The sequence below is a fragment of the Sphaerothrix gracilis Ecp01 genome, assembly GCF_030405905.1.
Lineage (GTDB): Bacteria > Cyanobacteriota > Cyanobacteriia > Phormidesmidales > Phormidesmidaceae > Sphaerothrix > Sphaerothrix gracilis.
The window spans coordinates 200,162-219,367 of the sequence record NZ_JASATW010000001.1 but is presented as its reverse complement, the minus strand read 5'-3'; the positions used below and the strand labels follow the sequence as shown (position 1 = coordinate 219,367).

17 protein-coding genes are annotated in these 19,206 nt (G+C 51.7%); 14 read left to right on the top strand and 3 right to left on the bottom strand.

What is annotated here, in order from left to right; translation table 11 throughout:
- Positions 1-18 precede the first annotated feature (18 nt).
- A complete protein-coding gene (locus tag QJQ48_RS01010; RefSeq protein WP_346289310.1) occupies positions 19-714 on the top strand; it encodes an MBL fold metallo-hydrolase in 696 nt (231 codons plus the stop codon).
- Here the strand turns inward: QJQ48_RS01010 and QJQ48_RS01005 are convergent.
- Positions 644-1,954: an HD domain-containing protein gene (locus QJQ48_RS01005; RefSeq protein WP_346289309.1), complete on the bottom strand. Its 1,311-nt coding sequence runs from the start codon at positions 1,952-1,954 to the stop codon at positions 644-646. The two genes, QJQ48_RS01010 and QJQ48_RS01005, sit on opposite strands and share 71 nt — an antisense overlap.
- A 4-nt stretch (positions 1,955-1,958) precedes the next feature.
- Entirely contained in the window at positions 1,959-3,194 is a 1,236-nt protein-coding gene (ctpA, locus tag QJQ48_RS01000) for a carboxyl-terminal processing protease CtpA (RefSeq protein WP_346289308.1), read from the bottom strand.
- A 528-nt stretch (positions 3,195-3,722) separates the two neighbouring features.
- Here ctpA and petB point away from each other — a divergent pair.
- The 6 genes from petB to QJQ48_RS00970 all read left to right on the top strand — a co-directional run bounded on the left by petB (position 3,723) and on the right by QJQ48_RS00970 (position 8,640).
- On the top strand, positions 3,723-4,391 hold the full coding sequence (gene petB / locus QJQ48_RS00995; RefSeq protein WP_346289307.1) for a cytochrome b6: 669 nt from the start codon (positions 3,723-3,725) through the stop codon (positions 4,389-4,391).
- Between the two features lie 94 nt (positions 4,392-4,485).
- Positions 4,486-4,968 (top strand): cytochrome b6-f complex subunit IV, encoded by a 483-nt coding sequence (gene petD / locus QJQ48_RS00990; protein WP_346289306.1) that lies wholly within the window; start codon positions 4,486-4,488, stop codon positions 4,966-4,968.
- Positions 4,969-5,101: 133 nt separating this feature from the next.
- Positions 5,102-6,088 (top strand): GDP-mannose 4,6-dehydratase, encoded by a 987-nt coding sequence (locus QJQ48_RS00985; protein ID WP_346289305.1) that lies wholly within the window; start codon positions 5,102-5,104, stop codon positions 6,086-6,088.
- A gap of 47 nt (positions 6,089-6,135) precedes the next feature.
- Positions 6,136-7,275: a glycosyltransferase family 4 protein gene (locus QJQ48_RS00980; protein WP_346289304.1), complete on the top strand. Its 1,140-nt coding sequence runs from the start codon at positions 6,136-6,138 to the stop codon at positions 7,273-7,275.
- A gap of 126 nt (positions 7,276-7,401) precedes the next feature.
- Positions 7,402-7,797, top strand: coding sequence for a hypothetical protein (locus QJQ48_RS00975; protein WP_346289303.1), 396 nt, complete (start codon positions 7,402-7,404; stop codon positions 7,795-7,797).
- 27 nt (positions 7,798-7,824) lie between these two features.
- On the top strand, positions 7,825-8,640 hold the full coding sequence (locus tag QJQ48_RS00970; protein WP_346289302.1) for a tetratricopeptide repeat protein: 816 nt from the start codon (positions 7,825-7,827) through the stop codon (positions 8,638-8,640).
- Positions 8,641-8,709: 69 nt separating this feature from the next.
- Here the strand turns inward: QJQ48_RS00970 and QJQ48_RS00965 are convergent, their stop codons facing one another.
- A complete protein-coding gene (locus QJQ48_RS00965; protein WP_346289301.1) occupies positions 8,710-9,105 on the bottom strand; it encodes a VOC family protein in 396 nt (131 codons plus the stop codon).
- Between the two features lie 295 nt (positions 9,106-9,400).
- Between QJQ48_RS00965 and QJQ48_RS00960 the strand changes: the two genes are divergently transcribed.
- The 7 genes from QJQ48_RS00960 (at position 9,401) to QJQ48_RS00930 (ending at position 19,129) form a co-directional block, all read left to right on the top strand.
- Positions 9,401-10,372, top strand: coding sequence for a 30S ribosomal protein S1 (locus QJQ48_RS00960; protein ID WP_346289300.1), 972 nt, complete (start codon positions 9,401-9,403; stop codon positions 10,370-10,372).
- A gap of 183 nt (positions 10,373-10,555) precedes the next feature.
- Positions 10,556-11,299, top strand: a complete 744-nt coding sequence (locus tag QJQ48_RS00955; protein ID WP_346289299.1) for an HAD family hydrolase — start codon at positions 10,556-10,558, stop codon at positions 11,297-11,299.
- 145 nt (positions 11,300-11,444) lie between these two features.
- The gene (gene metK, locus QJQ48_RS00950) at positions 11,445-12,710 is read left to right on the top strand and encodes a methionine adenosyltransferase (protein ID WP_346289298.1); all 1,266 of its coding nucleotides are present in this window, start codon (positions 11,445-11,447) and stop codon (positions 12,708-12,710) included.
- Between the two features lie 208 nt (positions 12,711-12,918).
- The gene (locus QJQ48_RS00945) at positions 12,919-14,298 is read left to right on the top strand and encodes an aldehyde dehydrogenase (protein WP_346289297.1); all 1,380 of its coding nucleotides are present in this window, start codon (positions 12,919-12,921) and stop codon (positions 14,296-14,298) included.
- A gap of 418 nt (positions 14,299-14,716) precedes the next feature.
- Positions 14,717-16,297, top strand: a complete 1,581-nt coding sequence (locus QJQ48_RS00940; RefSeq protein WP_346289296.1) for an FAD-dependent oxidoreductase — start codon at positions 14,717-14,719, stop codon at positions 16,295-16,297.
- A gap of 54 nt (positions 16,298-16,351) precedes the next feature.
- Complete coding sequence (locus QJQ48_RS00935; RefSeq protein ID WP_346289295.1) at positions 16,352-17,875, top strand: GMC family oxidoreductase; 1,524 nt, start codon at positions 16,352-16,354, stop codon at positions 17,873-17,875.
- A 63-nt stretch (positions 17,876-17,938) separates the two neighbouring features.
- Entirely contained in the window at positions 17,939-19,129 is a 1,191-nt protein-coding gene (locus QJQ48_RS00930; protein WP_346289294.1) for a baeRF7 domain-containing protein, read from the top strand.
- Positions 19,130-19,206 lie beyond the last annotated feature (77 nt).

The following is a 19,206-nucleotide window of genomic DNA, read 5'->3' as shown; positions in this document are numbered from 1 at the left end:
GCTATTTCAGGAAAAAAGATGACTGCCTCAAATCCTCTCAGACTACCCAAAGCTCCCCGCCCCGTTTTGGATCACGTTTTTGCTTTTCCACCCAACCGCGAAACGATGGGAGGAACCGCTTACTTTATTGTAGGAAATGACTCCTCAGATCAAGCCGCTAACATTCTAGTGGATTGTCCGGCTTGGACAGAATCAACCCAAAACTTCTTGCTGGCTCAAGGGGGCGTGCGCTGGCTGTTTTTGACCCATCGCGGCGCGATCGCCCAGGTCAAAGCAATTGTGAAAGCCCTGCAGTGCCAGGTTTTAATCCAGGAACAAGAAGCCTATCTGCTGCCCAACCTGTCGCCCCAGACCTTTCATCATACCTACGCCCTGAGTGAGTTCAGCCAGGCTATTTGGACTCCTGGCTATTCGCCCGGCTCGGCCTGTCTCTATCATCAGCGCTACAGCGGCATCTTATTTACGGGACGCCACTTGCTACCCACCTCGGCGGGAGCGCTGCAGCCTCTGCGTTTTTCTAAAACGTTTCACTGGCCGCGTCAGATACTGAGCCTGCAGCACCTCTTGGATTGCTTCAGCCCGGAGACGCTGCAGCATATCTGTCCGGGGGCCAATACCGGATTTTTGCGAGGAGCCGGAACGGTTACTCAGGCTTATCAAAAGCTACAGGCGCTTGACCTGACGGCGCTACGAGCGGCTCAGGTACCGATTTGAAGCGGCTCATGGCCTGCATTAGCGGTGCTGTCACCTCGGCGGGATAAATCAGCCAGGTGCGCTGAACTGGCTGAATCAGGGTCTTTACCAGGGGAGAAAGCTGGCTAATTTCCTGCAGTCCTGTGGTTGTTTTCAGCTTGATACCCCGCTGATACAGGGTATAGCCTCGGCTCCAAACCTGGCGCAAGCCGCTGTAGCGCTCTGGCTCAAGCGATCGCTGGCGTAGAGATTCTGCGATTTGTTCTAAAAGCTGCTGCTGCGAGCCAGGTGCTAACTGCGTCACCTCTAAAACCTTGAATAAATCCCGGTCTAAAAAGCGACGGCATAGATCGGCTAGGAGGCTGTCTTCACCGCGCTGCCAGCGCTGTAGATGATACATGAAGACCACATCATCAGCCGCCAAGTACTGGGCTAAAGACAGGCCCCGCACCTTTTGCTGTAGCCAGGACTGAACAGTTGCATCGGCATCGAGTTTCTCTTGCGATAGCAGCTCTCTAGCTCGAATGAAAGCCTGCTCCAGTATCCAGGTCGCCGCCAAGTTTTTAGCATGGTTATAAACCTGGGCGTACATGAAATAGCGCACTAGCAAATAGTGTTCAATGGCGGCTAGGCCTTTGTAAGCAACTACCAGCTGCTGGCTGAGCGGATCATAGTCGATGGCTAGCAGAATACGCTCTAGGTCAAGCTGGCCATAGCTAGCGCCCGTGAAGTAGCTGTCGCGCAGCAGGTAGTCTAGGCGATCGCAGTCGAGCTGGCTAGACACGAGCTGCCAAACCAGCGGTATTGGATGCTGATGGGCGTAGACCTGCTCAATATCGCGGCTGAGGCTGGGCGCAAACTGCTCCAGTAGCTGAGTGATGGGCGAATGCTCCCGCAGAATTCGCCGTGTCCACACTTCATGATGGCTACCAAAAACTTCTTCTGCTGTGTGGCTGAAAGGGCCGTGTCCTAGATCATGTAGCAATGCCGCACAGAGAACCGTCGCCCGGTGGGGGCGCAGGATCTCATAGCGGTGAGCTAGGCGATCAAATGCCTGCCGCGCGATCGCCATTACCCCTAGAGAATGGGTGAAGCGAGAACTCTCAGCCCCATGAAAAGTCAGGCTGGCAGGTCCTAGCTGGCGGATTCGCCGCAGTCGCTGAAAGGCGGGAGTATCAATGAGCTGGATCAGTAAAGCTTCGACTGCATCAGCCTGATCTAGCGTAATGGCTCCGTGTAGCGGATCGTGATAGGTACGCACAGCCTTAGGACGCCTCGGCTACAACAGCGTTAGCAGACCGCAGCACGTCTAGAGCCGCCTGGTACTGCGTGTCTGCTGTGGTGGCAACCTGTTCGCTATCAATTGGCTCTAGGGGCACTCTGTAGTCCGGCTGAATCCCTAGCTTATTTATGTCGTTGTGATTGGGCGTCTCGTACTTGGCAACCGTCACCGCGAGTCCTGAACCGTCAGAAAGATCAAACAGTGACTGGATTAGCCCTTTGCCGAATGTGATGTCGCCTACTAGAACAGCTCGTCCATTGTCCTTTAGAGCGCCAGCTAAAATTTCGCTAGCGCTGGCTGTTCCCTGATTAACTAAAACCACTAAGGCATCTTCAGTTAAGGCTGAACCGCTAGCGGCAAAGCTATCAAAAATGCCCTGACGGTTGACGGTGTAGACAATAGTGCCGCGATCGAGCCAGAGACGGCTTACTTCAATGCCAGCCTGCAAGAGTCCCCCCGGATTGTTTCTCAAGTCCAAGATGTATCCCTCGGCTCCTTGCTGCTCCAGCGACATCACAGCTTCTCGAATCTCTTCAACAGCGTTGGCGTTGAACTGGCTCAGGCGAATGTAGCCTACCCGCTGACCGTCTGGCTGAACCCGTAGATCGGCGAAAACCGGATTGAGGGTAATGCGATCGCGCACTAGGGTAATCTCAAACTCTTGCTGCTCCCGCCCAATCAGCAAATTGACCTGGCTGCCTACTGGCCCCCGCATCTGGCTGGCGGCCTCGTCTAAGGTGAAACTATCAGTAAGAGTGCCATCTATCTGCAAAATGCGATCGTGAGGCTGCACCCCAGATCGAGCCGCGGGCGATCCTTCAATTGGCGCAATTACCTTCAAGAACTTCTGCTCAACATCTCGCGTAATCTGTAATCCTACCCCCGTTAGCTCACCTGAGGTGCTAGTCTGCAAACTGCGATACTGATCTGGCTTTAGCAAGCGTGTGTAGGGATCGTCCAAAGAAGCCAGCATGTCTTGAGCAGCCTGATAAGCAGCTTCCCGATCGGCCATTGGCTGTCTCAAAAATCGCTGTCTCGTTAGCCACCAGTTTTGATGGTTAAAGGTTTCGTCTAAATAAGCACGGCTGACAATGCGCCAGACTTCCGAAATAAACCGCTGCTCACCATTGGCCGCGAATGCCCCCGGAGTCTGAGGCCCCAACCAGACCACAAACGCTACCAAAAAGCAAAGCAGGGATTTTACAAAAGGGTTTCTCATATTTAAGGGGAAATAAACCGGCGATTTGAAAATCGCGAATGTCTGAGCGCTTAGCCCTATTTAGAGCTACTGATCCAACACAACGAAAGTCAAAAATCTTACTATTCCTTATTCTGCAACCTGGCTCAGCGCAGCGAAATCTCTCTTAAACTTTCTGATTATAGAAACGGGATGATACATGTCGAACTGGCCAGAGAGTCAGCCTAAGCTGCTAAAAGTCTGCCAAAAAGACGGTTTCAACGGCGTTGACTGAACTGCCGACTGAACATGAGCAGCGATAATTCCAGTAAAAGCTCCAGACTTATGTAAAGTTTTGCAAAATTATCTAATTCTTTTAGCTTAGTCTACCTGGTTTTCCCCGGTTTTAGGCGGTAGTGCTGTAAGCATTGAGTTCGGTTTGTTTAAGCTTCGTCCATATAAAAAAGGGGGTTAAATTAGCTGAGATTCCCCGGCAGTCTAGGCTCATCTTTACTTTGTGCTATGTTACATTTGCTATTGACGGCATAAATATCCATACGCGCCCGCTTCATGTTTACTAAGCAAGTCACTGATTCAACGGCTTACAAATGGTTTAATGAGCGGCTGGAAATTCAGGCACTCGCTGACGATATTTCCAGCAAATATGTTCCGCCCCATGTCAACATCTTCTACTGCTTGGGCGGCATTACTCTCACCTGCTTCATCATCCAGTTTGCCACTGGATTTGCCATGACCTTCTATTACAAGCCTACTGTCGCTGAAGCATTCACTTCAGTCCAGTACCTGATGACAGAAGTCAATTTCGGCTGGCTGATTCGCTCCATTCACCGCTGGTCCGCCAGCATGATGGTGCTGATGATGATTCTTCACGTTTTCCGCGTTTATCTGACAGGCGGCTTCAAGAAGCCTCGCGAGCTGACCTGGATCACCGGCGTCATTTTGGCGGTTATCACCGTGACGTTTGGTGTGACCGGATACTCTCTACCTTGGGATCAGGTAGGATACTGGGCTGTAAAGATTGTTTCGGGTGTTCCTGGAGCAATTCCGGTTGTGGGAGCGTCAATTGTTGAGCTGATGCGAGGAGGGGCCAGCGTTGGGCAGGCAACTCTAACTCGTTTCTATAGCTTGCACACATTTGTGCTTCCCTGGCTGATTGCAGTCTTCATGCTCTTGCACTTCCTGATGATTCGTAAGCAGGGAATTTCTGGTCCCTTGTAAGGTATAGGCTGTTTGGTTTTGACCAGCGCTCAACTGAGGCTGGTCATTTCCCTGACCTCATCTGTCTAATTGCGAAGGAGACAAATTTTCAAATATGGCAACACTCAAGAAGCCCGATCTCAGTGATCCGCAACTGAGAGAAAAACTCAAAAAAGGCATGGGTCACAACTATTACGGTGAGCCAGCCTGGCCTAACGACTTGCTCTATATCTTCCCAGTCGTTATCGCCGGTACGATCGCCTGCTGCGTAGCCCTAGCTGTACTGGATCCTGCCATGATTGGCGAACCTGCTAATCCGTTTGCTACGCCGCTAGAGATTTTGCCTGAGTGGTATCTCTATCCGACCTTCCAGATTTTGCGCATTCTGCCTAACAAGCTGTTGGGAATTGCGGCCATGACTGCGATTCCGTTAGGGCTGATTCTGGTCCCCTTCATTGAAAACATCAACAAGTTTCAGAATCCTTTCCGCCGCCCGGTGGCAACGGCAGTTTTCCTGTTCGGAACCGCTGTTACCCTATGGCTCGGAATTGGCGCTACTTTCCCCATTGATGAGTCTTTAACCCTGGGCTTGTTTTAATCAGGAATACTCAAAACTGAAGAAGATTCTCTGCCTGCTTGGCTCCTTGGTGAATGTGCTTTGCCTTTGGGAACCCTAAGCAGGCAGTTATTTTTATACGTATTTTTCTAGCGTTACCGCACTAATAAACTCTATGACGCGCACTGCCCTCATTACTGGAATTACGGGTCAAGACGGTTACTACCTCAGCCAGCTGCTGCTCAGCCAGGGATATCGGGTGGTGGGATTGGTACCGCCGGAGCGTCAGGGCAGCGTTGCCAAGCTAGATGAGCTAGCCAGTCAGGTAGATATCTACTCAGTGGCGCTCACTAGCAGCGAAGCACTAAGGACGGCGGTGCAGCAGCTCCAGCCCGATGAAATTTACAATCTGGCTGCCCCTAGCTTCGTGCCAGATTCTTGGCGAGATCCGCTAGGAACGCTAGATCTAATTACCGGAACCGCAACTCGCTTACTGACGGCTATCCGAGAGATCGGCCTAGAGACTCGGTTTTATCAGGCCAGCAGCTCCGAGATTCTAGGGCAGGTGCAGGAGTCACCCCAGTCAGAAACAACGCCGTTTCGGCCCAAAAATCCCTACGGCGCGGCTAAGCTCCATGCTCACTGGACGATGGTCCATCACCGCGAACGCTACGGTCTGTTTGCCTGCAGCGGAATTTTGTACAACCATGAATCGCCCCGGCGTCCGCCGCAGTTCGTCACCCGCAAGGTGGCCCTGGCCACGGCTGCCATTAAGCTGGGTTTGAGCGATCGCTTAAAAATGGGCAACTTAGACGCTAAGCGAGACTGGGGCTATGCTGGCGACCATGTGGAGGCGATGTGGCGGATGCTGCAGGCTGAGGAGCCAGAAGACTATGTAATCGGTACAGGCTACCTGCATACGGTGCGGGACTTGGTGGCAACCGCCTTCGCCAGCGTTGATCTTGACTGGGAGCGATATGTAGAAATTGATCCGACTCTGCTGAGAGCGGACGAACACTTCCAGCTAGTTGCTAATCCTACTAAGGCTCAACAAAAGCTCAACTGGCAGCCGCAAGTGAGCTTTGAGGCGCTGATGGCAAAAATGGTTCAGGCTGATCTAGCTCGCCTGCAGTCAGGCGCTGTGACCTTACAGTCTGCCTAAGGGCACGTTTAATCGCAGGTTGCTGTGTCAAAATTCTTATTCATCCGGTGGCAAACTCTTCGGCTTCCCCATCCAACCCCCACTACGTTTTTGCTTTTCTAGAGATTTTTGAATGTGAAGGTGGAATTCAGTCTTACATCCGGGATATTCTCAGAGCTTATCTAGCCGTACCTGAGGCTCCGGCGGCGACTGTTTTTCTACTACGAGATGGTCCCAACTGCCCCAATCCTTTTCAAAACAGCTCGCTAAACTTTCGCTACTTAAAGACAGCGCCCGCCGTTTTAGGCCGTCTGCGGCTGGTTACTGCGCTGGGGCTTTATTTGATGCAGCACCGTCCAACGCGAGTCTTTTGTGGCCACATTCGCCTAGCGCCCTTGATCGCCTTTCTCTGTCAGCGACTCAATATTCCCTACACGGTTCTGACCTACGGCAAAGAGGTCTGGTATCCGCTATCCCTTGGCGATCGCAGAGCACTACAGGCCGCCAATCGCATTTGGACAATTAGCCGCTATAGCCGTGACCAAGCCTGTGCTGCCAATCAGCTTGATCCCAGCAGAGTTGATATGGTGCCCTGTGTCGTTGAAGGGCAAGCCTTTACGCCGGGAGCTAAGTCATCAGAATTATTAGCAAAGTATCAGCTCGAAGGTCACCGGGTGCTGATGACGGTGGCTCGTCTATGGTCAGGAGATATTTACAAAGGTGTGGATATTACGATACGTGCTCTGCCAGAGATCACTCAGATTTTTCCAACCGTGAAGTACCTAGTGATTGGTCGAGGAGACGACCAGCCCCGTTTAGCCCGTCTGGCCGCGGATCTGGGGGTTGCTGAGCAGGTTGTGTTTGCCGGTTTTGTGCCGACTGAAGCGCTAGTGGATCACTATCGTTTAGCGGATGCTTACGTGATGCCGTCTCAAGAGGGTTTTGGCATTGTTTATCTAGAAGCGATGGCCTGCGGTGTGCCTGTTTTGTCGGGGGATAGCGATGGCTCTGCCGATCCGCTGCAAGATGGCCGCCTGGGCTGGCAGGTACCTCACCGGGATGCAGCAGCAGTAGCCGCTGCCTGTATTGAAATTCTTAAAGGAGGCGATCGCCGCTGTAAGGGTGACTGGCTGAGACAGGAAACGCTGGCAAAATTCAGTCATGAGGCTTTAGTTTCCTGCCTGCGATCGCTGATAGCGACTTCCTAAGGCGATCTGAGAGGCTGCCCCCATTAAGGTAGGTAATTCACGACTGTCTGTGAGTCCATATGCTGTCTTATCCTGAAGGAACCGAACGCATTTGTTCGTGGATTTACTTTTCGTCAGGACTTTGTCGTGAATCAGAATGGTTTTAGACAGCTCAATTTTTCTGGATTAGGCTGCTGGATAACGCTCTTTGCCGCTGTCTGGCTGTTAGGTGCGCTGGGATTAGGATGGCTGGTTAAGTCTTTTGTTATTCTTATTGCCTTGCTAATTTTGGCCCCGGTGGTAGCGTTTTTGGGATTTCGCTGGTGGCTGCGTCGCAACCTGGTGACAGCCCAGTGTCCTGTCTGTCAGGCTGAGGTATCGGGGATCAGCGGTATGCAGGCAACCTGCCTCAGCTGCGGCACTCAGCTTAAAGCAGAAGCCGGTGAATTCAAGCGGGCCGCTCCTGAAGGTACTATTGACATTGATGCAGTTGAAGTCAATGTTGAAGCGGTTGAACTGCCGCCTGCTGATTCAGAAAAATAGTTAAGAAGAGAGTTAGGCGATCGCCCTATGCGCTTTTTGCTAGCAGTTGCGTTGATTTTAATTTTAGGACTGAGTGGTAGACCTGTTTTAGCTGAGGTTTATGCTTCTCTTAACCTCGACCAGCTCTCGGCTGAGCAAATTGACGCGATTGCCCGCCTGCGACAGCGGGCTTTTGCCGCAACTCAAACAGGTCAGTTTCAGCAGGCCGATCAGTATTGGACTCAGCTCCTGGATTTGCTGCCGGAAAATGCCGCTATCTGGAGCAATCGCGGCAACGTCAGAGTTAGTCAAAATCAGCTAGAGGCCGCCATTGCTGACTTTAATCGCGCTATTGAACTAGCCCCTCAAGAACCCGATCCCTATTTGAACCGAGGGGCAGCCTACGAAGGACTAGGTGAATGGCACAAGGCGATCGCTGATTACAACACTCTACTTAGCCTCGACGCTAACGATGCGGCTGCCTATAACAATCGGGGCAATGCAGAAGCGGGGCTGGGAAACTGGAAACAGGCGATCGCTGACTATCAGAACGCGGCAGAGCTAGCTCCTGATTTTGCCCTAGCCCGCGCCAACTATGCCCTAGCGCTCTACCAAACAGGCAATTCGTCAGAGTCTCTGCAGCAGCTCCGCAATCTAGTTCGCAGGTATCCTCAATTTGCTGATGTGCGAGCGGCTCTAACGGCTATCCTGTGGAATACGGGACAGCGAGGAGAGGCAGAAAGCAATTGGGTCGCTGCCGTGGGTTTAGACAAGCGCTACCAAGATTTGAACTGGGTAGCCCAGACGCGGCGCTGGCCGCCAGCCATGATTACGGCTTTAGAAAAGTTTTTGAAGCTGGGATAGTTCATCAGCCGTTAGGGCGTGAGATCGGGGTCGGTACTGATACTGTGGCCAGCTTGTTGTCAAACCAGATCAGGCCAAATTTTGAAATAAGCCGATCAAATTGCCATCGGGATCGCGAATGTAGGCAATTTTGAGATCAAAGTTGGCATTCTTCATCGGTTCTGAGGCAAATGGCACCCCTTTTTGCTTCAGTTTTTCGCAAGTCTGATCTAAGTCAGACACCATAAAAATCAGGGCTACTCGATCTTGGCTCTCTGTTTCGGGCGGTTTTTCAGTGGTGTGGATAATCTCTGACATCTCTTCTCGGCGAAACAAGGCTAACTGTAAGTTGGCAGCTTTGAACTCTGCGTAGCCGTCTCGCACATCATTCATGACTACCTCAAATCCCATAATGTCCCGATAAAAAAGAAAGCAGGCTGCGATGTCCTGCACGAGCAGACGGGTCTGGGCTGTTTGAATATTCATGGAAAAACAATCACTTAAAAAACAATCAGGCTTTTGATTTGGTGCGGCTACGGCTAGCTTAGGCCCCAGCGCCTATCAAATCCAGAAAAAATCTAGCCAAATTCCCTCAGTTGATTCGCAGCTTGCCTCCACAATTCAGCTATAATGAAAAATCTTGTGGGAAAGTAAACTCCTTAGCGCAAACTCTGGTTCTCTGAGCTACGATTTGTGTTAAGTATAAGCTGCGCATTTATCAACTGGTGAATGCATCTGAAGGAGACCTCAGTCACGGAGAGAACAGTAGGAAACAATTAGCATGGTCAATCAGGAAACGAAAGATATTGAAATCGGCTTTACACATGAAGACTTCGCGGCACTGTTAGACCAGTACGACTATCACTTCAGCCCGGGCGATATTGTCCCAGGGACTGTCTTCAGCATTGAGCCGAGAGGTGCTCTGATTGACATTGGTGCAAAAACAGCAGCATTTATTCCCATTCAGGAAATGTCTATCAACCGGGTAGACGATGCTGAAGAGGTTTTGAAGGCGAACGAAACGCGAGAATTTTTTATTCTCACCGACGAGAATGAAGACGGTCAGCTTACCCTTTCCATTCGCCGCATTGAGTACATGCGGGCTTGGGATCGGGTGCGTCAGCTTCAAACCGAAGATGCTACTGTTCGCTCAGACGTATTTGCGACCAACCGGGGCGGGGCTTTGGTTCGGATTGAAGGGCTGCGTGGGTTTATTCCTGGTTCTCACATTAGTACGCGCAAGCCCAAGGAAGATTTAGTCGGCGAAGAGCTGCCACTGAAGTTTTTAGAAGTGGATGAAGAGCGCAATCGTCTGGTTCTTAGCCACCGACGGGCGCTCGTTGAGCGGAAGATGAACCGCCTCGAAGTGGGTGAGGTAGTCATCGGTACGGTGCGCGGCCTCAAGCCTTATGGTGCCTTTATCGATATTGGCGGCGTCAGCGGACTGCTGCACATTTCTGAGATTTCCCACGATCACATCGATACGCCCCACAGCGTATTCAACGTGAACGACGAAATTAAGGTCATGATTATTGACCTAGATGCTGAGCGAGGCCGAATCTCGCTTTCGACGAAGCAGCTAGAGCCAGAACCGGGTGACATGGTGAAAAATCCAGACGTGGTTTATGACCGGGCTGAAGAAATGGCCGAGAAGTACCGCGAACAAATGAGACAGCAGGCCCAGCAAGAAGCGGCGGCTGAGGCGGGCGATGAAGCTGTTTACGAAGAAGAAGCCGTTTTGGCAACTGAATAGGCTCTGCCTATTTCAAACAAGTTCTCAATCTGACAGGGGGGAAGTTTTACTTCTCTCCTGTTTTTTATGCGATCGCGAACTGTGCGGCCACCCTACGCTTTTTTATGCGATCGCGAACTGTGCGGCCACCCTACGCAGACAACTCATGCGGTAGGCTGACTAAAGCAAAAACCAGGATTTATTGTGGCAACAGTTGAGTGTCCCGACCGTCAGTTTCCAGATATAGAGGCCGTCTTCTTTGATAAAGATGGCACTTTGGCTGATGCGGAAGGCTTTTTAAGGAGCTTAGCCCAAAAGCGATCGCGCCTGATTGATGCTCAGGTGCCGGGGGTTCAAGAACCCTTATTAATGGCGTTTGGCGTGGATGGCGATCGCCTTAATCCGGCTGGACTCATGGCGGTAGGCAGTCGGCGGGAGAACGAAATTGCGGCGGCGGCCTACGTTGCTGAAACGGGTAAGGGTTGGACTGAGTCGCTGGAGATTGTGCAATCTGCCTTTATGGAAGCGGATAGCTACACCCTCTCGAAAGCGGACTACACGCCGCCGCTAGCAGGTATTTGTGACTGTCTGCAAAGGCTTGACCGGGCCGGGTTAAAGCTGGGCATTCTCTCCGCCGATACTACCGACAATATTCGCGCCTTTGTGACTCGCTATGAGCTGACCAATGTTATAGATCTTATGCTAGGTAGCGATCGCCCTGATTTAGCCAAGCCTGAGGCTGCTTTTTTTCAAACAGCCTGCGATCGCTTGGGCATACTACCTCAGAAGGTTCTATCCGTGGGAGATGCGACGAGCGATTTACTCATGGCCAAGCAGGCAGGTGCCGCTGGCTTCATCGGGGTTAACTGGGGCTGGAGCCAGCCAGTGCGCCTAGCTATGCCCGACAGTCTGATTCACCATCCTGATCAACTGCAGATCAGCGCTTGAGTCTGCCGCTCAAACAAAGCGCTAGGCGCTAAAACAGTTTGCGAATATACTGAATTGATGTCTGATGCTAAGCTAGAGAACCCGCCTAAAACCATAAGCCAATTTATTGTCAACCCAGCAACCCCTGTAAAGAGAGGATACGCCCTTGTCTCGTCGTTACCTGTTCACCTCCGAGTCAGTCACTGAAGGACACCCTGACAAAATTTGTGACCAGATCTCTGACGCAATCTTAGATGCGTTACTAGCACAGGACTCAAGCAGCCGAGTCGCGGCTGAAGTGGTTGTCAATACGGGCTTAGTTTTAATTACGGGTGAAATTTCATCCAAAGCGCAGGTTAATTACGCCAACTTAGTGCGTCAAAAGATTGCCGAAATTGGCTATACCGATCCCACTAACAATGGCTTCTCTGCCGATAGCTGCTCTGTGATGGTGGCTTTAGATGAGCAATCCAAAGATATTGCCCAAGGCGTTGATCAGGCTCACGAAACCCGCGAACAGTCTAGCGATCAGGCCCTTGATGCCATTGGGGCTGGAGATCAGGGCATCATGTTTGGCTTTGCCTGTGATGAGACACCGGAACTCATGCCCCTGCCGATCAGCTTGGCTCATCGCATCTCTCGGCGCTTAGCGGCTGTACGCAAAACAGGTGATTTGGCCTACCTGCGGCCAGATGGCAAAACGCAGGTCACTGTTCTTTACGAAGACGGTAAGCCCGTTGGCATTGATACAGTTTTAGTCTCAACTCAGCACACAGCAACTATTGGCGATCTGGCTGATGAGGCTTTGATCCAGCAGCGCATTAAAAAAGATTTGTGGTCTCACGTCGTCCTTCCCGTTTTCGATGACATCGAGATTAAGCCTGACAATGCCACCCGCTTCTTGGTCAATCCTACAGGTAAGTTTGTCATTGGCGGGCCGCAGGGAGATTCAGGGCTGACTGGACGCAAGATTATTGTAGATACCTATGGGGGCTATTCTCGTCACGGGGGCGGTGCTTTCTCTGGTAAAGATCCCACTAAGGTAGATCGCAGCGCTGCCTATGCTTGCCGTTATGTTGCTAAAAATATTGTGGCGGCTGGGCTAGCAGAGAAGTGCGAGGTGCAGCTGAGCTATGCTATTGGCGTAGCGCGCCCCGTCAGCATCTTCGTCGAAACTTTTGGGACGGGTAAAGTCAGCGAAGAGAAGCTGCTAGAGCTAATTCAAAAGCATTTTGAGCTACGTCCGGCGGGAATCATTCAGGCTTTCGACCTGCAAAATCTACCTTCGCAGCGAGGCGGTCGGTTTTATCAGGAAGTAGCCGTATACGGCCATTTGGGCCGTACTGATTTAGATCTGCCCTGGGAAAAAACGGACAAGGCGGCTATTTTGAAGCAGACGCTGAGTGAAAATTTAGCCGCTTCTGGCGTTTAGTTCTTTCAGACTAGGTGAGATACAGCCGTTTCAACAGCGCAGTGATCCAAGCTAGCTATCCCTGCGCTGCTGTCTGCCGCGAGTTTGACTTCTCGAGCTGAATGCGGAAGCTGTTTCAGCGCAAAGAAGTTTGCCTGCGCAGAATCTGAACTCTCGTTAAGATTGAGAAGAGGATTTCAATGTCCTGCTCTTTCTTCTAATTCTGCTCATGACTCAGCTAGCAACTTCTGCTGTTGCCGACCTGTTCGCCAAGCAGCAACGGTTTTTTGCCTCAGGTCAGACCAAACCTAGAGAATTTCGTGTTGAGCAGCTCCAGCGGCTAAAAGAGGCGATCGCTGCCGCCCAAACAACCGTGCTCAAAGCGCTAGCAGATGATTTGGGTAAACCGCCTTTTGAGGCTTACACAACTGAGCTAAGTGCCACGGGTGAAGTTTCCCATGCGCTAAAGCATCTCAAAAGCTGGATGAAACCGCAGAGGGTAGGCGTACCGCTGCCTTTTTTACCGGCCTCAGCCGAGATTTATCCAGAACCTCTGGGCGTTGTTTTAATTATTAGTCCTTGGAACTATCCGTTTCAGCTAGCGATGACGCCGCTAGTAGGGGCGATCGCCGCTGGTAACTGTGCCATTGTTAAACCGTCTGAAATTGCGCCGAAAACGTCAGAGGCGATCGCAGAGCTAATTGATAAGACATTTCCGGCGGAGTATATTGCTGCTGCTGAAGGCGGCGTAGAAACCAGCCAAGAGCTACTAGAGCAGCCATTTGACCACATCTTTTTTACAGGCAGTACCCACGTCGGTAAGGTGGTGATGGAGGCTGCAGCCAAGCATCTTACCCCGGTCACTTTAGAGCTTGGCGGTAAAAGTCCCTGCATTGTGGCGGCAGACGCCAATGTAGCGGTAACGGCGAAGCGAATTGTTTGGGGCAAGTTTCTCAACGCAGGGCAGACCTGTATTGCCCCAGATTATCTCTTGGTGGATCAGCAGATTGAGCCGGAACTGACAGCGGCTATCAAATCTACGCTGCAGGAATTTTATGGTTCTGAGCCTCAGGAGAGTCCTGACCTTGGCCGCATCATCAGCGACAAGCATTTTCAGCGCCTCTCAGGGCTAATACAAGGACATCTGGTTGTTGGCGGCCAGACGGAGGCAGAAACCCGCTACATCGCTCCCACGGTGATCAATCAGGTTACGCCCGCTCATCCAGCTATGCAGGAGGAGATTTTTGGCCCTATTTTGCCGGTGATGACCTACGAAACCCTTGATGAGGCGATCGCCTTCGTTAACGCCCGCCCCAAACCCCTAGCTTGCTATTTCTTCGGCAACAGCGGTCAGGATAAAGAGCGAATTCAGCAGGAAACCTCTTCTGGAGGACTCTGCTTCAACGAAACGATTACCCATGTAGCGATTTCCAATTTGCCGTTTGGCGGCGTTGGGCACAGCGGTTTAGGAGCCTATCACGGTAAAACCAGCTTTGACACCTTCACTCACTCCAAAAGCATTCTCAAAAAGCCGTTTTGGCTAGACTTGCCGGTGCGCTACCCCCCCTACGAAGGCAAGCTGAAGTGGGTTAAAAAGCTGTTTAGCTGAAGCTGGCTTGAATGCTGTCTTAGCCGCAAGCGAATACTTTTAGCAATTCAAAAAATCGTGATGTGGGCTTGCTCCTGACAGTTTGGGCCTGTACCGGGAGAGCGCTGAAGCTACAACTTATAACTTAAGAGGGAATCAGGCTTTGCTAAAGTTTTCTAACCTTTAGATATTACATTTACTTTTTTAGGCTAGTTCTGCTGCTCTTGACTTTAATTTGACCAGGCAGGAAACAGGCAGCTAGCTGTGAGCTAATTTTCAAAGCTTTGCTGTGACACCTTTGAAAAGGTAGCTGTTCAAAGCGAAAGCCTCTAATATCTAACCGCTTTTCTGACTGAGCGATCGCCAAGTCAATAAGCGGAAGGTTATCTTGCTCATATTTAAATCTATATTCACTCCAATCCGAAACTCTACGACTGGTATGTCAAAACATAAGGCTTGCGAACTAAATCAGCTTCAGCCGGGCGCAATGAAACGTTTTAAGGTTGAGGGCACGCCGCTGCTGCTAACCCGCCAAGGAGATGCGGTCTATGCGATCGCAGCGCACTGCACCCACCTGGGCGCACCGCTCGATCAGGGTGTTCTCAGCGGCGATCGCGTGGTTTGTCCTTGGCACAATGCCTGTTTCAATGTGCAAACAGGCGATCAGCTAGAGCCACCGGGATTAGACAGCTTGCCTAGCTTTGCAGCTTTTGTTGAAGGAGACACTGTTTGGGTGAACTTGCCAGAGTCGGCACCCGCCCAGCGAATCCCAAAGATGGCAGCCTATGACCCTGATGCAGACGCTAGAACTTTCGTCATACTGGGGGCAGGAGCCGCAGGCAGCACGGCGGCTGAAACCCTGCGGCAGCTTGGGTTCAAGGGCAAAGTACAGATGATCACGGCTGAGTCTAAACTGCCCTACGATCGCACCGCTTTAAGTAAAAAGTACCTGCAGAGTGATTCGCCCTCTTCGCCGCCCTCGCTGCGCTCGGAGGACTTCTATCAGCAGCATGATATTGAGATTCTTAGCGATCGCTTTGTCACTCAGGTAGATACTCAGGCCCAAAAGCTGACCTTTAGCAATGGTGAAACCCTCAGCTACGACGCGCTGCTGATCGCATCCGGTGGCAAAGCCCGCAAGCTGGATTTACCCGGATCCGACTTAGAAAATGTCTTTACGCTGCATCAGGCAGGGGAAGCCAAGGCGCTGCTAGCCGCTGCTCAGCAGGCTCAGAAAGCGGTTGTGCTAGGGGCTAGTTTTATTGGTATGGAAGTGGCTGCTAGCTTGACCCAGCAGGGATTAGACGTGACTGTGGTTGCGCCAGATGAGGTTCCCTTCGAGTCTATTTTGGGCGAGGCTGTTGGTAAGCTGTTTCAGCGAGTACACGCAGAAAAGGGCGTCACTTTCAAGCTAGGCCACAAGATAGAGCGGTTTGAAGGAGAGGGCACGGTTCAGGCGGCTGTGCTTGATAACGGCGATCGCCTCGCTGCCGATCTAGTTGTGATCGGCGTCGGGATTGAACTCGCCACCGACATGATTGCGGGAATTGAGCTACACGAGAGCGATCGCAGCATTCCGGTTGATGCTCACCTGCAAGCTACCGAAGGGCTTTATGCCGCTGGGGATATTGCCCGTTTTCCGAGCGCTCAAACCGGGGAACCTGTACGCATCGAACACTGGCGTTTGGCCCAGCAACATGGTCGTATTGCAGCCCGTAACATGGTCGGCCAGCGAATTCCCTTTACTAGCCTCCCTTTCTTCTGGACAGGGCAGTTTGACCTGAAGCTGCGCTATGTGGGTCATGCTGAAGACTGGGATGAGGTGCTGCATCACGGCGATTTGGCCGAACCAAAGTTTTTAGCGTTTTACATTAAAGGCGATCAGGTGCGGGCCGTGGCTGGAATCAACCGCGATCGCGATATTGCTGCTATCAGCGAACTGATGCGGCTACAAAAAATGCCCACTGTAGACCAACTGCGTCAGGGCGAGTACGACTGGGTAGGTCACCTTGCTGCTTAAGGTTTGCCGACCGGGTAGAGCTTTTATCGTCTGCTCCTTAACTCCGATTTTTCCATGCACAATCACTACGACATCTTAATCATTGGTGCCGGGGCTGGCGGTGGAACTCTGGCCTATGCCCTAGCCCCCACGGGTAAGCGTATTCTGGTTCTAGAGCGGGGTGGCTATCTGCCACGCGAGAAAGACAACTGGAATCCTGACGCAGTTTTTTTAGAGCGGCGCTATCAGGCTGATGAAAAATGGTACGAGCCGGATGGAACAGCGTTTAGTCCGGAAATTCACTATTTTGTTGGTGGCAATACCAAGGTCTATGGGGCCGCCCTGCAGCGGATGCGGCAGGAGGACTTTGAAGATTTACAGCATTACGACGGCGTTTCTCCCGGATGGCCGTTGACCTATAACGACTTGGAGCCTTATTACACCCGCGCCGAAAGCCTATTTAAAATTCACGGCCAGCGGGGCGAAGATCCGACAGAGCCGCCCATGTCGGCGGAATACCCCTACGGCCCCTTTGCCCATGCGCCTCGCATTCAGCAAATAGCTGACCAACTGCGCGATCGCGGCCTCAATCCGGTTCACCTCACCCTAGCGCTTAACCGGGACGAAGAGCATCCTGAAAATCGTCCCTGCATTCGCTGCGAAACCTGCGATCCCTATCCCTGTCTGGTGGATGCCAAGTGTGATGCCCAGATTGCCTGCGTTGATCCGGCGCGGCAATATGAGAACGTCCAATTGCTAACTCATACCCTCGTGACCCGCCTGCAAACGGATGCATCCGGTCGGCGGATCGAATCCGTAGAGGTTGAGCTGAACGGTCAGCTTCAGTCCTTTAGCGCTGACACTGTAGTTGTCTCCTGTGGAGCCATCAACTCTGCCAAGCTGCTGCTGCGCTCAGGCAATGACAAGCACCCTGACGGGGTAGCCAACTCTTCAGGATTGGTGGGCCGCAACCTGATGTTTCACAATCATTCGGCCCTAATTTCCGTAGCGGATGAACCCAACCCCACTGTTTTCCAAAAAACTTTGGGCATTCATGACTACTACTTCAAAGGGCCAGCCCAGGATTATCCGCTGGGCCAAATTCAGCTCACGGGTAAGGCTGTGTGGCAGCGGTTACAGCACATGGCCCCCACTGAAATGCCTGTGGAAACGCTGCAATATCTGGCTGCTCACTCCGTAGACTGGTGGGTGACCACTGAAGACCTACCTCGCTACGAGAACCGAGTCACCGTGGATCATCAGGGGCGAATTACGGTACACCACCGGCCCAATAATACTCAGCCCCATGCTGATTTAATCCATGTTCTAGAAGATCACCTGCGCGAACTGGGATTCTTTATGTTCTGGCGTAAGACCATGAAGTCGGCGGTGGTTTGGCATCAAGTAGGTACCTGTGTGTTTGGCCAAGATCCGGCCAGCAGCGTGCTCGATATCAACTGCCGTACTCACGATGTAGACAATCTCTATGTCGTCGATGCCAGCTTTTTTCCATCTATGGGGGCAATGAATCCTACATTGACTCTGGTGGCGAATGCGCTGCGAGTGGCCGATCATCTCAAAGCTCAGCTTGAGGAATGAGTCCACCCAGCGATCGCTTTGCAGGCAACACCTGCAAAGCCTGTTGTAATAACGATAAAGACTATGACTTTACTTTCAAAAGCAAACCTAAAATCTATCCTTGAAACGGCTGAGTCGCCTGCAGTGTCTATCTACATTCCTACACATGTGGCCAGCCAAGAGATTCGCCAAGATCCGATTCGGCTGAAGAACCAGCTTAGACAGGCAGAAGAACAGCTCCAGCAGTTGGGCATGCAAGGCACTGAAATTCAAGCTTTGCTGGAGCCAGCTCAGCCCTATGCCTTTGAAATGAACGAAACTAGCCGCTTTTGGCAAAATCAGAGCCAGGGACTGGCGATGTTTATCGCGCCCAATTTTTTCCGCTATTACCGTCTGCCAGTTTCATTTGAAGAGCATACAGTCGTGAGCGATCGCTTCTACTTGAAGCCGCTGATGCCGCTGTTTGCCAATGACGGTACTTTCTTCATCTTGGCCCTGAGCGAAAATCAGCTAAGACTGTTCCAGGCGACCCAGCACCAGATCGCTGAAGTGATGCTTGAAGATATTCCTGGCAGCCTAGCAGAAGCCCTACAGTACGACGATCCAGAAAAGCAGCTACAGTTCCACAGCACCAATGCAGGTGGTGGTTCGCCGGTATATCACGGTCAAGGCGTCGGCACAACCGATGACAAAAACGAAGTTCGTCGCTATCTGCAGCAGGTTAACAATGGCCTCCAAGGATTCTTGCACGAAGAACAAGCTCCTTTAGTTCTGGCTGGGGTTGAACGTATACAGTCCATGTATCGTGAGGTCAGCGACTACAGCAAAGTTTTAGAAACAGGCGTTGAGGGCAATCCTGACAATCTCAGCCATCAAGAACTACATGCCAAAGCATGGCAGGTAGTTCAGCCCCACTTTGAGCAGTTCCAGTCCCAGGCACTAGCGTCTTTTAATGAGCTGTCAGGCACGGGGCAAGCCGTCACCCAGATGCAAGAAGTCATTCCAGCGGCTCACTACGGTCAGGTAGGTGCCCTTTTCGTCCAGGCTGGACATCAGCAATGGGGCGCTTTTGAGCCAAACTCCAATACGGTCACGCTGCTAGAGGAAAGAACTCCAGAAGCTACTGACCTAACTGATCTAGCCGCTGTTCGTACCTTTTTGCAGGGGGGTGAGGTCTACTTGATGACGGCTGACAAGATGCCAGCTAAAAGTCCGCTAGCCGCTGTCCTGCGCTATCCCACCAACGTAGGACAAACTGCTACCGTTAGTTCGTAGCCCCATCTCTAGCTAATCTCACTCTTTGGATAGAGATAAGCTCACTTTCAAGCCTCCGCAAGTTCAGTCTTGTGGAG

Coding starts and splice junctions, on each gene's coding strand:
- QJQ48_RS01010 (WP_346289310.1), top strand. CDS start 19: ATGACTGCCTCAAATCCTCTCAGACTACCCAAAGCTCCCCGCCCCGTT.
- ctpA (WP_346289308.1), bottom strand. CDS start 3,194: ATGAGAAACCCTTTTGTAAAATCCCTGCTTTGCTTTTTGGTAGCGTTT.
- petB (WP_346289307.1), top strand. CDS start 3,723: ATGTTTACTAAGCAAGTCACTGATTCAACGGCTTACAAATGGTTTAAT.
- petD (WP_346289306.1), top strand. CDS start 4,486: ATGGCAACACTCAAGAAGCCCGATCTCAGTGATCCGCAACTGAGAGAA.
- QJQ48_RS00985 (WP_346289305.1), top strand. CDS start 5,102: ATGACGCGCACTGCCCTCATTACTGGAATTACGGGTCAAGACGGTTAC.
- QJQ48_RS00970 (WP_346289302.1), top strand. CDS start 7,825: ATGCGCTTTTTGCTAGCAGTTGCGTTGATTTTAATTTTAGGACTGAGT.
- QJQ48_RS00965 (WP_346289301.1), bottom strand. CDS start 9,105: ATGAATATTCAAACAGCCCAGACCCGTCTGCTCGTGCAGGACATCGCA.
- QJQ48_RS00960 (WP_346289300.1), top strand. CDS start 9,401: ATGGTCAATCAGGAAACGAAAGATATTGAAATCGGCTTTACACATGAA.
- QJQ48_RS00945 (WP_346289297.1), top strand. CDS start 12,919: ATGACTCAGCTAGCAACTTCTGCTGTTGCCGACCTGTTCGCCAAGCAG.
- QJQ48_RS00940 (WP_346289296.1), top strand. CDS start 14,717: ATGTCAAAACATAAGGCTTGCGAACTAAATCAGCTTCAGCCGGGCGCA.
- QJQ48_RS00935 (WP_346289295.1), top strand. CDS start 16,352: ATGCACAATCACTACGACATCTTAATCATTGGTGCCGGGGCTGGCGGT.
- QJQ48_RS00930 (WP_346289294.1), top strand. CDS start 17,939: ATGACTTTACTTTCAAAAGCAAACCTAAAATCTATCCTTGAAACGGCT.